11 protein-coding genes and 2 pseudogenes are annotated in these 13267 nt (G+C 69.6%); 9 read left to right on the top strand and 4 right to left on the bottom strand.

The annotated features are described in order from the left end of the window. Positions 1-115: 115 nt before the first annotated feature. Positions 116-463, bottom strand: a complete 348-nt coding sequence (locus ACVCAG_RS43995) for a DUF202 domain-containing protein (RefSeq protein WP_440089568.1) — start codon at positions 461-463, stop codon at positions 116-118. Between the two features lie 343 nt (positions 464-806). On the opposite strand from ACVCAG_RS43995, the gene ACVCAG_RS43990 reads away from it, so the two are divergent. Then, positions 807-2621: an alkyl sulfatase dimerization domain-containing protein gene (locus ACVCAG_RS43990; protein ID WP_440089566.1), complete on the top strand. Its 1815-nt coding sequence runs from the start codon at positions 807-809 to the stop codon at positions 2619-2621. Here the strand turns inward: ACVCAG_RS43990 and ACVCAG_RS43985 are convergent. Continuing rightward, the gene (locus tag ACVCAG_RS43985; RefSeq protein ID WP_440089565.1) at positions 2611-3177 is read right to left on the bottom strand and encodes a DUF6114 domain-containing protein; all 567 of its coding nucleotides are present in this window, start codon (positions 3175-3177) and stop codon (positions 2611-2613) included. The genes ACVCAG_RS43990 and ACVCAG_RS43985 overlap by 11 nt on opposite strands. A 28-nt stretch (positions 3178-3205) precedes the next feature. On the opposite strand from ACVCAG_RS43985, the pseudogene ACVCAG_RS43980 reads away from it, so the two are divergent. Further along, positions 3206-3715 (top strand): annotated as a pseudogene (locus ACVCAG_RS43980) (IS3 family transposase); the annotation flags it as partial. Between the two features lie 200 nt (positions 3716-3915). Here the strand turns inward: ACVCAG_RS43980 and ACVCAG_RS43975 are convergent. Next, on the bottom strand, positions 3916-4815 hold the full coding sequence (locus tag ACVCAG_RS43975) for a LysR substrate-binding domain-containing protein (protein ID WP_440089563.1): 900 nt from the start codon (positions 4813-4815) through the stop codon (positions 3916-3918). On the opposite strand from ACVCAG_RS43975, the pseudogene ACVCAG_RS43970 reads away from it, so the two are divergent. From ACVCAG_RS43970 to ACVCAG_RS43940, 7 genes and pseudogenes are all read left to right on the top strand, one after another. Beyond that, positions 4799-5617: pseudogene (locus ACVCAG_RS43970) on the top strand (FAD-dependent monooxygenase); the annotation flags it as partial. The gene ACVCAG_RS43975 and the pseudogene ACVCAG_RS43970 overlap by 17 nt on opposite strands. Before the next feature lie 112 nt (positions 5618-5729). Continuing rightward, complete coding sequence (locus ACVCAG_RS43965; RefSeq protein WP_447191563.1) at positions 5730-6188, top strand: hypothetical protein; 459 nt, start codon at positions 5730-5732, stop codon at positions 6186-6188. A gap of 5 nt (positions 6189-6193) precedes the next feature. Next, positions 6194-7423: a serine hydrolase domain-containing protein gene (locus tag ACVCAG_RS43960; protein WP_447191561.1), complete on the top strand. Its 1230-nt coding sequence runs from the start codon at positions 6194-6196 to the stop codon at positions 7421-7423. A 17-nt stretch (positions 7424-7440) separates the two neighbouring features. After that, complete coding sequence (locus tag ACVCAG_RS43955) at positions 7441-8253, top strand: SDR family NAD(P)-dependent oxidoreductase (protein ID WP_447191560.1); 813 nt, start codon at positions 7441-7443, stop codon at positions 8251-8253. A 66-nt stretch (positions 8254-8319) separates the two neighbouring features. Beyond that, complete coding sequence (locus tag ACVCAG_RS43950) at positions 8320-9903, top strand: FAD-dependent monooxygenase (RefSeq protein ID WP_447191559.1); 1584 nt, start codon at positions 8320-8322, stop codon at positions 9901-9903. Between the two features lie 15 nt (positions 9904-9918). Further along, complete coding sequence (locus tag ACVCAG_RS43945; RefSeq protein WP_447191558.1) at positions 9919-10320, top strand: VOC family protein; 402 nt, start codon at positions 9919-9921, stop codon at positions 10318-10320. Between the two features lie 368 nt (positions 10321-10688). Beyond that, a complete protein-coding gene (locus tag ACVCAG_RS43940; protein WP_447191557.1) occupies positions 10689-11204 on the top strand; it encodes a GNAT family N-acetyltransferase in 516 nt (171 codons plus the stop codon). A gap of 50 nt (positions 11205-11254) precedes the next feature. Here the strand turns inward: ACVCAG_RS43940 and nhaA are convergent, their stop codons facing one another. Beyond that, positions 11255-13168: a Na+/H+ antiporter NhaA gene (nhaA, locus tag ACVCAG_RS43935; RefSeq protein ID WP_440089552.1), complete on the bottom strand. Its 1914-nt coding sequence runs from the start codon at positions 13166-13168 to the stop codon at positions 11255-11257. Positions 13169-13267 lie beyond the last annotated feature (99 nt).

The following is a 13267-nucleotide window of genomic DNA, read 5'->3' as shown; positions in this document are numbered from 1 at the left end:
AGCGCGAGAAGTTCGGCCTGGTCGCGCTCGCTCAAGGCGGCCATGACCTGGCCGGCGGGCCGGGTGGACAGGTCACGTTGACATCGCCGATCCATTGGATGGTGGGCAGGAGGGGTCAAAGGAGAATCGCGACAGCGATCAGCGCCAGGACGGTGACCACGGTGGCGGCCGTGACCGTACCGAACCGGGCAGGGGCGAAAAGCCCGGAATCCAGCTGTCGCCCAACGGACCGGTACCGCACCGTTCCGTAGCCGCTTACCAGCAAACCAGCGAAGATCAGGATGCCGCCCGAGATCACGGCGTGAACTCCTCTGTGCGGGGCGAACTTCGCCACCGCAACGCCGAGCGCCGCCACACTGATGCCGGTGCGCAGCCATGCGAGGTAGGTCCTCTCGTTGGCCAGATGATCCCGAGCGCGGCTGCCGATGTTCGGCGCGCCTCGATCGGGGATTTCCCCGCTCAAGCGTCCTCCCGGTGTGTTCGGCGATCCGTGAACGGGTCGCCGAGGAGTCGAGGCAGGCGTGCCGTCCCTTGAGTTCCGGGTGCTGTGACGGCACGCCGGAGGAAGGGGTTTCTCCATCTCCGGTCACAGCCAAGCTGGTCGTGGTTCAAGATTGGTGACGCCACGCTGACGGAGCGAAACCGCTATCGGCAAACAGTGTGGGAAGCGATACCAGCCTTGATTACCATTTTTTGCCAGAGGTCCGGCGCACTCGCCGTCAGGTAAACCGCCACCGAAAGCCGGCGATCGAATTTTTGAGATGTTTTCTACCCTGAATAGAGCTTGAAGGGGGAACGGGTCTTTTATGGCTGACCTTCCCTCTCATGATCGGACCGACTTCGACAACGCCGAGCGAGGATTCGTCGCGAAGTTGAGCCCCGCGGTGGTCAAGGCTGCCGACGGCCGCGTCATCTGGGACAACGACTCCTACGACTTCCTCAACGCCGAAACTCCCAAGAGTGCTCACTCGAGCCTGTGGCGGCAGGGCCGGCTGTGCGCCAAACAGGGTCTGTTCGAGGTGACGGACGGCATCTACCAGGTACGTGGCCTGGACCTGTCGAACATGACGGTCGTGGAGGGCGATACCGGCGTCATCGTCATCGACCCGCTGATCTCCCCCGAGTGCGCGGCCGCCGCACTGCGTCTCTACCGCGACAACCGAGGCGACCGTCCGGTCACCGGTGTCATCTACACCCACTCCCACGGTGACCACTTCGGCGGCGTGCGCGGCGTCACCGACGGTGAGGGCATCCCCGTCATCGCCCCGGCCGGATTCATGAAACACGCGGTTTCGGAGAACGTCTACGCCGGCATCGCGATGAGCCGACGCTCGGTCTACATGTACGGTCCGGCGCTGCCCCGCTCGGCCGAAGGCCAGATCGGGTGCGGTCTGGGCATGACCACCTCCACCGGCGCCATGTCCCTCATCGCGCCCACCGTCGACATCATTCGCACCGGGCAGCAGGAAACGGTCGACGGGGTAGATATCGTCTTCCAGCTCACCCCCGGCACCGAGGCACCGGCGGAGATGAACTTCCTGTTCCCCGACCGGCGCGCGCTGTGCCTGGCCGAGAACGCCACCCACAACCAGCACAACATCCTCACCCTGCGAGGCGCGGTGGTGCGCGATGCCCGCGTCTGGGCCCGCTATCTGACCGAGGCGATCGCGCTCTTCGCCGACCAGGCCGACGTCGCCTTCGCCTCCCACCACTGGCCCACCTGGGGAAAGGAGGACATCGTCCGCTTCCTGTCGCAGCAGCGCGACCTGTATGCCTACCTGCACGACCAGACCGTGCGCTTGATGAACCAAGGCCTGACCGGCATCGAGATCGCCGAGGTCATGCAGATGCCGCCCGCCCTGGAGCAGGCCTGGCACACCCACGGCTACTACGGGTCGGTCAGTCACAACGTCAAGGCCATCTACCAGCGCTATCTGGGCTGGTTCGACGGCAACCCGGCCCATCTGTGGGAGCACCCGCCGGTCGAGCAGGCCAGGCGCTACGTCGAGTGCCTGGGCGGATCCGCCGCCGTCGCAGGGCTGGCCGGTCGCTATGTGAAGGAAGGGGATCTGCGTTTCGCCGCCACGCTGCTCAACCACGCCGTCTTCGCCGACGAGCACGACACAAAGGCCCGCACGCTGCTCGCCGAGGTCTACACCGCCCTCGGCCACGGCTCGGAGAACGGCACCTGGCGCAACTTCTACCTGATGGGCGCCCTGGAACTCAACGGCCACATCGTGCCGGCCGACCTCGACGTGGCCTCACCCGAGGTGATCGAAGCCCTGAGCGCGGAACAGATCTTCGATTCGCTGGCCATCCGCGTCAACGGACCCCAGGCGTGGAACGAGCACTTCGCCATCGATTGGCACCTCACCGATTCCGGCGAGCATCACCGCACCACCATGTCGAACGGGGCGCTGATCCATCAACCCAACCCGCCCGAGGCCACCGTGGACCTCACCGTGGACCTCACTGTGGACCTCACCAAGCCGCAACTGCTCGGCTTGCTCGCGGGCAAGGGCGCCGACAGCCTCGACCACGACGGGGACCTGGACGTTCTACGCCGCCTCGCAGCCGTCCTGGACGACCCGAAACCCGACTTCGCCATCGTCACTCCCTGAGCGCCGTCTTCTCCCCTGTCAAAGAAGCCTTGGTCGCCATGCGCGGAGGGGTTGTGGCGGCCTCGCGGTTCATTGTGGCGACCGATGTGTCTTTCGTCGGGGATTTGCGCCACCGGCGGGACCCGGGACCGATCGCGGCGCGCATCGCCTTCGCCTTCGACACGAGTGCCCGCGCCGCGTCCAGGAAGTCGCGGACGCTGAGGGAGTCAAGACGGCCGGCCGGTCGGCTGAGGGGGGTCCAGGCGATGGCCAGCGTGCCGCCCAGCAGGCCCAGACTCATGCCGATCAGGAAGCCGCCCAGGTTGGAGTAGACGAAGGACGCCATGGACAGCAGCACGGCCATCAAGCCGAGGAACACCCGCTGGCCCGGCTGCAGCCACACCAGCACCCCTGAGATCATCATCACCAGCGCGATCAGGTAGGTCGCCCCCACCGCGCTGAACAGAATCGACACCGATAGCGCGTTGAGCGTGAACGGGATGGACAGCAACTCCGCCCCCGCCAGCACGATGAGCAGCCCGCCCCAAAACGGCCGTGAATTCCGCCACGATTTCATGATCTGTCCGCCCGTCGAACCGTCACCCGCACCCAACCGGCGCTATGTGGGCGACATCACCTACCTATCCGTCGGCGAGGGCGAGTTCTTGTGCTTGGCGACCGTGCTGGACCTGCATTCACGCCGCTTGGCGGGCTGGTCGATCGCCGATCACCTGCGCACCGAGCTGGTGACCGACGCGTTGCGGGCCGCCGCCCTCACCCGGGGCAGCCTGCACGGCGCGATCTTCCATGCCGATCACGGGGCCCAGTACATCTCCGCCGAGTTCGCCGAGGTCTGCGCCGAGCTCGGCGTGTGCCGATCCATGGGAGCCATCGGCACCAGCGCCGACAACGCCGCGGCGGAGGCGTTCAACGCCACTTTGAAACGCGAGACGCCGCAGGGCGCCAAGCGCCGGCCCTCGGCGCGCGAGGCCCGCCTGGCCGTCTTCAAGTGGATCACCCGGTACAACACCCGCAGGAGGCATTCCACCCTCGGCTACCTCAGCCCGATCGACTACGAGCAGCAGACCATCGATAGAGTGCTGCTCGCCGCATGACAAGCGGTGTCCACACTTCGGAGCGAACCCCCGTCGCCAGCCAGGGCCAGGGCCTGCGCATCCTGCCCGACTTCCGCCGAGTCCTGCTCCACCCGCCACTCAGCTGCGCCCCGCCGACGACTCGGCCTTGGCACCCGCCATCGAGGCCGCCTAAGATCCACTCACGGTACCTACCTCGTCGAGCTGTCTACACCGCCACCTCAAGGGGCAGGGACCGACGGGAGAGGGCCCAGGTCGCGGATGATCCCGGCCAGGGCCCGGATGGGCTCGTTCTCCGCCTCACTCCGCCACACCAGCGCGTACGGCAGCGGCTCCATGTCGGTGACCGGCAGGTAGGCGATGTCCGGCCGTACCCAGTATCGGGCGACGTGGGCGGGGAAGAGCACGACGAGTCCGTCCATGCTGGCGAGGGTCATGGCCTCTTCCGCGTCCCGGACCACGGGGCCGCGCTCGATCTGACGACCGCGCCGGGTGAGGCGAGGGGCGTAGGCGTCGTACCAGTAGCCGGGCCCGGTGTCGGCGTTCGGGTGCTGGAAGTCGGAGATCATCTCCAGCGAGACCGACGCGCGCGGGGCGAGCTGGTGGCCGGTGGCGACGGCCAGCACGCGCTGCTCGGCGAACACGACCGGCCCCACGGTGAGGTCAGGCTCGTCGATGGGGAGCCAGCTCACCAGGATGTCGATGTCTCCGCGGCGCAGCGCGGGAAAGGCTTCGCCGAGCTGGGCGCTGTGGATGCGCAGTTTCCACTGCGGGTGGCGGAGGCGGAAGACGTCCCAGTAGGGGCGCAGGTCGTAGGCGTTGAGGGGGAGCATGCCGACGCGCAGCGTGCCGGTGATGCCCTGGCCGGCGAGCTGGGCGCGTTCCACGCTCTCCTTCAGCCCGGCGTAGAGCGGCCGGAGGTCGTCCCGGAGCTGCCGTCCGACCGGTGTCAGCCGGACCATGCGGTTGGTGCGCTCGAACAGCGGCGCGCCGACCTGCCGTTCCTGCTTCTGGATCGCCTGGGTGACACGAGCGGGCGACAGGCACAGCCGGGCGGCGGTGCGGCCGAAGTGCAGTTCCTCGGCCAGGGTCAGGAAGATCTCGATGTCCCGCAGTTCCACGCCTGACCTGCTCCGTTCACTCCCACTGAAGGTGATCTTTCAGGGTTCATCGTTGTTCCGGGTGTTCACCGTACTTGATCCTCGATTCGTACGATTCGCCGCTGGTCGAGGGAGCACGTGGATGGACGTCCTGGTTTGCGGTACCGGTGTCGCCGGGGTCGCCCTGGCGTACTGGCTGCGCCACCACGGGTTCACCCCGACTGTGGTGGAGCGCGCCCCGCGGGTGCGCCCGGGCGGGTACGCGACGGGCCTGCGCGGCGAGGCGCTGGACGTGCTGGACCGGATGGCCCTGCTGGAGCAGGCCGAAGCGCTGAGCCTGCGGCTGGGTGATACGGCGATGGCGGATGACTACGCCGCGCCGCCCGTGACGATCTGCGCGGGTGACCTGGAGATCCTCAGGGACGACCTGGCCGGCCTGCTGTACCAGGCCACCCGCCGGGAGGTCGAGTACGTTTTCGGCGACTCGATCGCCACCCTGGAGCAGAGCGCCGACGACGTGCGGGTCACCTTCGACCGCGGTCGGCCGCGCCGCTTCGACCTGGTGGCCGGCGCCGACGGGCTGCACTCGCGCACCCGCTCGCTGGCCTTCGGGCCGCACGAGCGCTTCGTCCGGCACCTGGGTGTCTACACGGCGGTCTTCAGCGTGCCCGGCCGCCTCGGTGCCGAAGACGACGGCCGGGGCTACCGCGTACCGGGCAAGGCGGCCGGGGTGCTCAGCACCCGCGACGGCGCCCGAGCGCGTGCGGCGCTGCACTTCGCCTCCGGACCGCTGGCCTACGACCGCGATGACGCCAGGCAGCACGAGCGCATCGTGGCTGAGCGGTTCGCCGGCGAAGGCCTGCTGATTCGGCGCCTGCTGGAGGAGATGCGGGGGGGCGGAGGACCTCTTCTTCGAGGCGAACGCCCAGGTCGAGATGGACCGCTGGTTCTCGGGCCGGGTGGTGCTGCTCGGGGACGCCGCATACTGTGCGGCGCCGGCTTCGGGCCGCGGCGCTTCCCAGGCGTTGATCGGCGCCTACATCCTGGCCGGCGAGCTGGCTGCAGGCGGCGACCACGCGCAGGCGTTCGCCTCTACGAGCGGGAAATGCGCGGCTTCGTCGACGAGCACCAGCACCTGGGGCGCGAAGGCACCGACCAGTTCTTCCTCGGCACGCCTCCGCAGGAGGGATTCGACCGCACGACGGCGGCTCGCCCGCACCTGGTGCGACTCAAGGACTACGCTCCCGGCTTCGCCGCGGAGCGGCCGTCACCCGGCCGGGCTGCCCGCTGACCTGGCGCCGCCGTTGGTACGGCGGTGCCAGGGCGGCGACGGCCCGATGCCAGGGCCCTCCGCGTGGGGGAACGTACGAATGATCATGACGACAAGGAGATAAGGATCATGGCAGTGGGCAGGAACGGCTTTTCTGAGCAGGGGCTGCGCAGGCTGCGTGAGGTGCTGGCACGGTATGTCGACTCCGGGAAGATCCCCGGAGTCGTCGCCCTGGTCAGCCGAGGCGGCCAGACGCACGTCGAGACGCTCGGCACGATGCGGCACGACGGCGGCGCCCCGATGCGCCGCGACACGATCTTCCGCATGGCCTCCACCTCCAAGCCGGTCACCATCGCCGCCGCGATGGTCCTGCTGGACGAGTGCCGGCTGCGGCTGGACGACGTGGTCGGCCCGTGGCTGCCCGAGCTGGACGACCGCCAGGTGCTCAAGCGCATCGACGCCGAGCTGGACGACACCGTCCCGGCCCGCCGCCCGATCACCGTCCGCGACATCCTCACCTGCACCTTCGGCCTCGGCATGGACATGACCGCGCTGGGCACCCCGATCCTGAACGCCGTCTTCGAGCGCGGGCTGACCCCCAACCTGCCGACCGAGGTGCCCGAGCAGGACGAGTGGATGCGCCGTCTGGGCGAGCTGCCGCTGATGCACCAGCCCGGCGAGCAGTGGCAGTACCAGATCGGCAGCGATCTGGTCGGCGTCCTGGTATCCCGGGTCAGCGGCCAGACCTTCGAGGAGTTCCTGCGCGAGCGCATCTTCGAGCCCCTCGGCATGAAGGACACCGGCTTTCACGTGCCCGCCGACCAGATCGACCGGCTGCCCACCCTGTACGCCCCCGACCCCGCCACGGGCGAGTTCCTCGCGTGGGACGAGCCCGAGGGCGGCCGGTGGAGCAAGCCCCCGGCGTTCCAGGGTGGCGGTGGCGGCCTGGTCTCCACCGCCGACGACTACCACGCCTACTTCCAGATGCTGCTCAACGGCGGCGTCCACAACGGCCGACGCATCCTGTCCCGGCCGGCCGTGGAGCTGATGACCACCAACCGGCTCACCCCCGAGCAGAACGCCGCCCGCACCGCCCTGGCCCGCAACGCCGTGCACATCTCCTTCGGCCAGGGCCAGCAGGGCGGCTGGGGCCTGGGCATGGCGGTGCGCACCTACCGCGGTGATTACGCGCCGATCGGCCAGTTCGGCTGGGACGGCGGCAGCGGCACCTCCGCCTACGCAGACCCGGTCAACCAGCTCACGGGCATCCTGCTCTGCCAGCTCGGCTACACGGTGCCCAACCCCGCCCACCTGATGAACGACTTCTGGACCACCGTCTACCAGGCGATCGAAGACTGATGGAAGGAGTGAGTGTCATGCGTGTTTGGTTCATCACGGGTGCGTCCAGAGGGCTGGGCAGGGCGTTCGCGGAGGCTGCGCTGAGCAGGGGCGATCGCGTCGTGGCCGCGGCCCGTGACGTGGCGCCGCTGGCGGGCCTGCAGGCCCGCCACCCCGACACCCTGGTGTGCGTCCCGCTCGACGTCTCCGACCGCGTCGCGGTGCACGAGGGCGTGGAACGGGCGGTGGCCGTGTTCGGCAGGCTCGACATCGTGGTCAACAACGCCGGCGCGATGTTGTACGGCATGATCGAAGAGGCCACGGAGACCCAGATCCGATCCCACTTCGACGTCAACGTCCACGGGCAGATCTGGGTCACCCAGGCCGTACTGCCCCACCTGCGCGCCCAGGGCTCGGGCCACATCCTCCTGGTGACGACGATGGGCACCGGCGGCGGGATGGCCTCGGCCGGGCTGTACGCGGCCGGCAAATCGGCCATCGACTCCCTCGGCCAGGCGCTGGCCATGGAGGTCGAGCCCTTCGGCATCAAGGTCACCATCGTCCAGCCGGGCGGCTACGACACCGGCCTGTTCACGACCGGCACGACGGCCACCACGCCCGACCCGGCGTACGACCCGCTGCGAGCGAAGCTGACCGAGCTGTGGGGCGACGAAGCGGGGCCCGACCCGAGCACGGCCGCGCCGGTCGTCATGCAGCTCGTGGACCTGCCCCACCCGCCCCTGCGGCTGATCGTCGGCAGCCAGTCCTTCGACCTGGTCCACCAGATGAACCAGGCCAGGACCGAGGAGTACCGCGCCTGGGAACACCTCAGCCGCCTGGCTCCCGGCTGACAGCCGCGTTCCGGTCCGGCTTCGGACGAACGCGACGCGACAACCACGATTGAAAGGTCATTGATGATGAAGCACCACGATGCCACCCGGTCCGCGGAAGACCTGCGGGAAGAGCCGCCGGAGGGGGACGCAGACGTGATCGTCGTGGGGGCCGGCCCGACCGGTCTCATGCTGGCCACCGAGCTGCGCCTGGCCGGAGTGCGACCGCTGGTGCTGGAACGGCAGCCGCGGCCACGCGATACCCCCAAGGCCGGGGGCCTGGGCGGGCAGATCCTGGAACTGCTGCGCTACCGAGGCCTGCTGGAACGTCTCGAAGCGGCCTGCACCGGTCCTGTGCCGGCTCCCCGGTTTCCGTTCGGCGGGGTGCACCTGGACTTCACCCACCTGCCGGATCCCCCGATGCACGCCCTGCCCCTGCCGCAGCAACTGCTGGAGCGGCAGCTCGGCGAACGCGCCGGCGAACTCGGCGTTCGCCTCCGCCGCGGCCACGAGGTGATCGGAGTGAGCCAGGACGACGACGCGGTCACCGTGGACGTGCGCGGCCCGGACGGCCCGTACCGGACGCGCACGCGGTACCTCTTGGGGTGTGACGGCGCGCGCAGCCGCATCCGCGACTGGGCCGACATCCCGTTCCCCGGCACCACCTATCCCGAGGTCAACCGGCTGGCCCAGGTCACCCTGCCCGACACGGTCACCGTTCTCAGCAACGGCGATCTCGACGTCCCCGGCTTCGGCACCATCCGCGCCGGTTTCACCCGCACCGACCAGGGCCTGCTCGGCATCGGCTCCTCCCCCGGCACCCAGTCCGTCTCCCTCTACACCATCGAGGACGAGACCACCGAATACGACGACGACGTCCCGATGACCCTGACCGAACTGCAGGACAGCATCCGCCGCGTGCTCGGCGCCCACCTGCCCCTGGCCGAATCGACGCGGCTGTCGCGCTTCACCTTCAAGGCCCGCCAGGCCGAGCGCTACCGCGAGGGGCGGATCCTGCTGGCCGGCGACGCGGCGCACCTGTTCCCCGCCACCGGAGTGGCGCTCAACGCCGGCATGCTGGACGCGGTCAACCTGGCCTGGAAACTGGCCGCCGACCTCCACGGCACGGCTCCGGCCGGCCTGCTGGACACCTACCACGCCGAACGCCACCTGGCCGGTGCCCGCACCCTGCTGCACACCCGCGCTCAGGTGGCCCTGCGGCGCGGGCACGACGCGGCCGCCGAAGCGCTCCGGGAGGTCTTCACCGAACTGCTCGCCGACGAGCAGCCGCTGCGCCGCGTGGGAGCCCTCGTCGCCGGCACCGACGTTCACTATCCGATGCCCGGTGCCGGCCATCATCCGCTGGCCGGCACCTTCGCCCCCGACCTCACCCTGCACACCGGTCAAGGCATCACCAGTGTCGCCGAGCTCATGCACACCGCTCGGCCCGTCCTGCTCGATCTGGCCGACCGTCCAGAGCTTCGCCAGACCGCGCGGGACTGGCGGCATCTCATCGACGTCCACACCGCCAAGACCGACGATCGACCGGCCGACGCGCTGCTGATCCGCCCGGACGGCCACGTCGCCTGGGCCGCCACCCTCGACGAACCTGCGGACAGCGCCTCGCCCCTGCTGAGTGAGGCACTCTCCGCATGGTTCGGAACGCCTTGAGCATCTGGAGGAGCCATGACAAGTAGATTCACCGAGTTGGCCGTCGACTGCCACGATCCGGAGAGACTCGCGGCCTTCTGGTGCGAGGTTCTGGACTTCAAAGTGATCGACCGGAACGAGGGCAAGGTCGAGATCGGCTCCTGGGAGCCGACCGTCGAGGAGGTGCTGGCCCGCCAGATGCCGCCCACCCTGCTGTTCATCCAGGTGCCCGAGGGCAAGACCGTGAAGAACCGGCTTCACCTCGACGTCAGCCCGGTTGACGGCAGCACCGACGACGAGGTGACCAGATTGCTCGGCCTCGGCGCCATCAAGAGAGATGTGGGCCAAGGCCCAGACCGAAGCTGGGTGGTCATGGCCGACCCCGAGGGCAACGAGTTCTGCATCCTGCTCACCTTGGCGGTGACGCGCCACAGTTAGCGTTGCTGTTCCCACCACACCTTCGTCGTGCCCAGATGCCCGGGCCTCGTGATCATGTCTCTTCGACATAGCCGGCGGCGATGTCGTCGGGTGGGTCGGTGTACAGGCTTCGGCTGGTACGACAACCTCGCCGCCAGGCGGGCGGTGATCGTCTCTCGCTCCAAAGCCGTCATGGGCCGCAATGCTCGTATGCCCGCCGGCGCGGCCGCCACGACTTCCTGCTCCGCGACGAAGACGGCGCGAAAGCCGCGATCACCATCTTGGGGTCACTCACTTGATTCGCCGCCCCGCCGCGGCACGTGCCTCGGCGGGGTGCGGGGGCGTTGATCGGCTTGTGCGGAGGGTCGAGGGCTGCTTCGCTGTTGCCCGTGACCGAACTTCGAACGCCGCGACTGTGCTTGCACGCCATCGACACAGCAGAGGGTGAACGCATCGTCGGGCGGCGCGCCGGAGCCGGGGATGCCTGGGCTGAGGACTTTCCTTTCGACGGTGACGTCGTCGGCGTCACGGCCTTTCTCACAACTACGGCGGCCCACGGGGACCAGCGCCCTTTCGGGCACTACCGGATCACCCGGACCGCCGACGGGAAGGCCGTCGGCGGAATCGGTTTCAAGGGTCAGCCGGACGACGGATGTGTCGAGGTCGGTTACGGTCTTGCCCCGTCAGCCCGTGGCAACGGCTATGCGGCGGAGGCACTCCTCGCCCTGCTGAACGTCGCGGCCGAGCACGGATTGTCCAGAGTCGTCGCCGACACCACCGGGGACAACGTTGCCTCCCAGCGAACCCTCGAACGTGCCGGGTTCCGCCGGACAGGCATCAACGGTGACCTCTACCTGTACGAGGCACTCCTCGACGCCCCTTCGCGACCGGCCCGGACGCGGTAGCCCGAATCTTCACCGCGCACGGGCTCGAGCGCCCGGCCAGGGACTCGTTCCTATCGCCGCGACGAGTCCAGGGTGGCCCGGGCGCGGGCCGACCGGATGGCCGAGGAGAGGCCGTCGAGGTCGAAGGCGCCGTGGTGGCGCCGCCCGTTGATGAAGAACGTCGGCGTGCCGGACACGCCGCTGACGTCGGCGGAGTCGACGTCGGCGGCGATCCGGGCGGCGACCGCGTGGTCGTGGAGGTCGGCGCGGAAGCGCTCGACGTCGAGGCCGAGGTCGCGGGCGTGGCCGATGAGGTCGGAGGGACGCAGGCGGTCCTGGTGGGCGAGCAGGCGGTCGTGCATCTGCCAGAACGCTCCCTGCGCGGCGGCGGCCTCGCCGGCCTGGGCGGCGAGCTGGGCGAAGGGATGGACGTCGGTGAGCGGCAGGTGCCTCCAGACGTAGCGGACGTCGCCGAGGTCGGCCAGGATGCGGCGCACGACCGGTTCGGCCTGGCCGCAGTAGGGGCACTCGAAGTCGCCGTACTCGACGACGGTCACCGGCGCGTCGGCGGGGCCGCGAAGGTGGTCGCGGGCGGGGTCGACGGGAGCGGCCAGGTCGATGATGGTCTCGGCGGTGCCCAGCAGGGCGCGGACGCGCAGCCGTGCCGGGAGCATCGCGGTCGCGCGGGAGACGGCCCAGGTGACGACGGGCGCGCACACCGCCGCGGCGAGGATGCCGAACTTGGCCTCCTGGAGCTGAGGGCCGTCGAAGGCGAGGGTGGCGATCAGCAGGGAGACGGTGAAGCCGATACCGGCGATCGCGCCGCCGGCCGTCACGGCGGCCCAGCCGACCGGCGGGCGGACGCGGCCACGGCCGAGCAGGGTGACCAGCCAGGAGGAGATGATGATCCCGACGGGCTTGCCGACCGTGTAGGCCAGCAGGATGCCCAGGGTGATCGGGGAGACGAGGGCTCGCGCCAGGAAGTCGCCGCTGAGGGTTATCCCGGCGTTCGCCAGGGCGAACAGGGGGACGACGACGTAGCTCGTCCAGGGGTGGTAGAGCTGTTGCAGCCGCTCGTTGGGCGAGATCGCCGAGGTGAGGCCTCCCCGGGCCGAGCGGGCCAGCTCGGGGGTCGGCTGCTCGCGAAAGAGGCGGAACAGGTCGGTGGCGCGTTCCAGGTCGTCGCGGGAGGCCGGGGAGGCGTAGGTCAGCAGTCCCATCGCCAGGCCGATGATGACCGGTTCGACGCCGGAGCGCAGCAACGCGACCCATGCCGCGACGCCCAGCAGGGCGTAGACGAACCCGTGGCGTACGCCGGCGGCGCGCACCGCCAGGATCACCGCGAAGACGGCCACCGCGGCCAGCAGCGGTACCGGCGTGACGCGCTCGCTGTAGAAGATCGCGATGACCGCGAGGGCGATCAGGTCGTCGACGACGGTGACGGTGAGCAGGTAGGTGCGCAGCCGGGCGGGCAGGCGGGATCCGAACAGGGCGAGCATGCCGAGGGCGAACGCGGTGTCGGTGGACATGGCGGCGCCCCAGCCGTGGACGGCCGGGGTGCCGGCGTTGAGACCGAGGTAGATCGCGACGGGGACGATCATGCCTCCGGCCCCGGCGGCCAGGGGCAGGACGAGCCGTCTGCGGTCGCGCAACTCCCCCATGTCGAACTCCCGGCGCGCTTCGAGCCCCACGACGAAGAAGAAGAACGTCATCAGGCCGGTGTTGACCCACTGGCGCAGGTCCTGGGAGACGCCCGAGTCCCCGAAGGTGACGGACAGCGGGATGCGCCAGAACCGCTCGTAGGCGAAGGGGGCGACATTGGCCCAGGCCAGGGCGGCCAGCGTCGCGGCGAGCAGGATGACGGCGCTGCCGGTCTCCGTGCGCAGGAAGTCGCGCAGCGGGGTGGTGGAGGTCTGTGCCCACACGGTCTGTGCCCGCACGGTCCGCGCGGGCGGTGGGGCGCCCTCCTGGCGGGGGGCCGTCATCGTCGGGTCCTCGTCGGGCGCATTGTGGTCTCCCCCGTGCCGGCGGTCTCGCGTCACGCGGGGCGCGGACCGGTGGATCACGTGCCGCCGGCCGGTTGG

Source organism: Streptosporangium sp. G12, assembly GCF_052983175.1.
Note: the sequence above shows the minus strand (reverse complement) of the source record. Positions and strands in the feature narration are given on the sequence as shown.

Bases quoted from the DNA above. Each gene is read 5' to 3' on its own strand.
- ACVCAG_RS43990 (WP_440089566.1), top strand. From the start codon at position 807: ATGGCTGACCTTCCCTCTCATGATCGGACCGACTTCGACAACGCCGAG.
- ACVCAG_RS43985 (WP_440089565.1), bottom strand. From the start codon at position 3,177: ATGAAATCGTGGCGGAATTCACGGCCGTTTTGGGGCGGGCTGCTCATC.
- ACVCAG_RS43965 (WP_447191563.1), top strand. From the start codon at position 5,730: ATGGACCGCTGGTTCTCGGGCCGGGTGGTGCTGCTCGGGGACGCCGCA.
- ACVCAG_RS43960 (WP_447191561.1), top strand. From the start codon at position 6,194: ATGGCAGTGGGCAGGAACGGCTTTTCTGAGCAGGGGCTGCGCAGGCTG.
- ACVCAG_RS43955 (WP_447191560.1), top strand. From the start codon at position 7,441: ATGCGTGTTTGGTTCATCACGGGTGCGTCCAGAGGGCTGGGCAGGGCG.
- ACVCAG_RS43950 (WP_447191559.1), top strand. From the start codon at position 8,320: ATGAAGCACCACGATGCCACCCGGTCCGCGGAAGACCTGCGGGAAGAG.
- ACVCAG_RS43945 (WP_447191558.1), top strand. From the start codon at position 9,919: ATGACAAGTAGATTCACCGAGTTGGCCGTCGACTGCCACGATCCGGAG.
- nhaA (WP_440089552.1), bottom strand. From the start codon at position 13,168: ATGACGGCCCCCCGCCAGGAGGGCGCCCCACCGCCCGCGCGGACCGTG.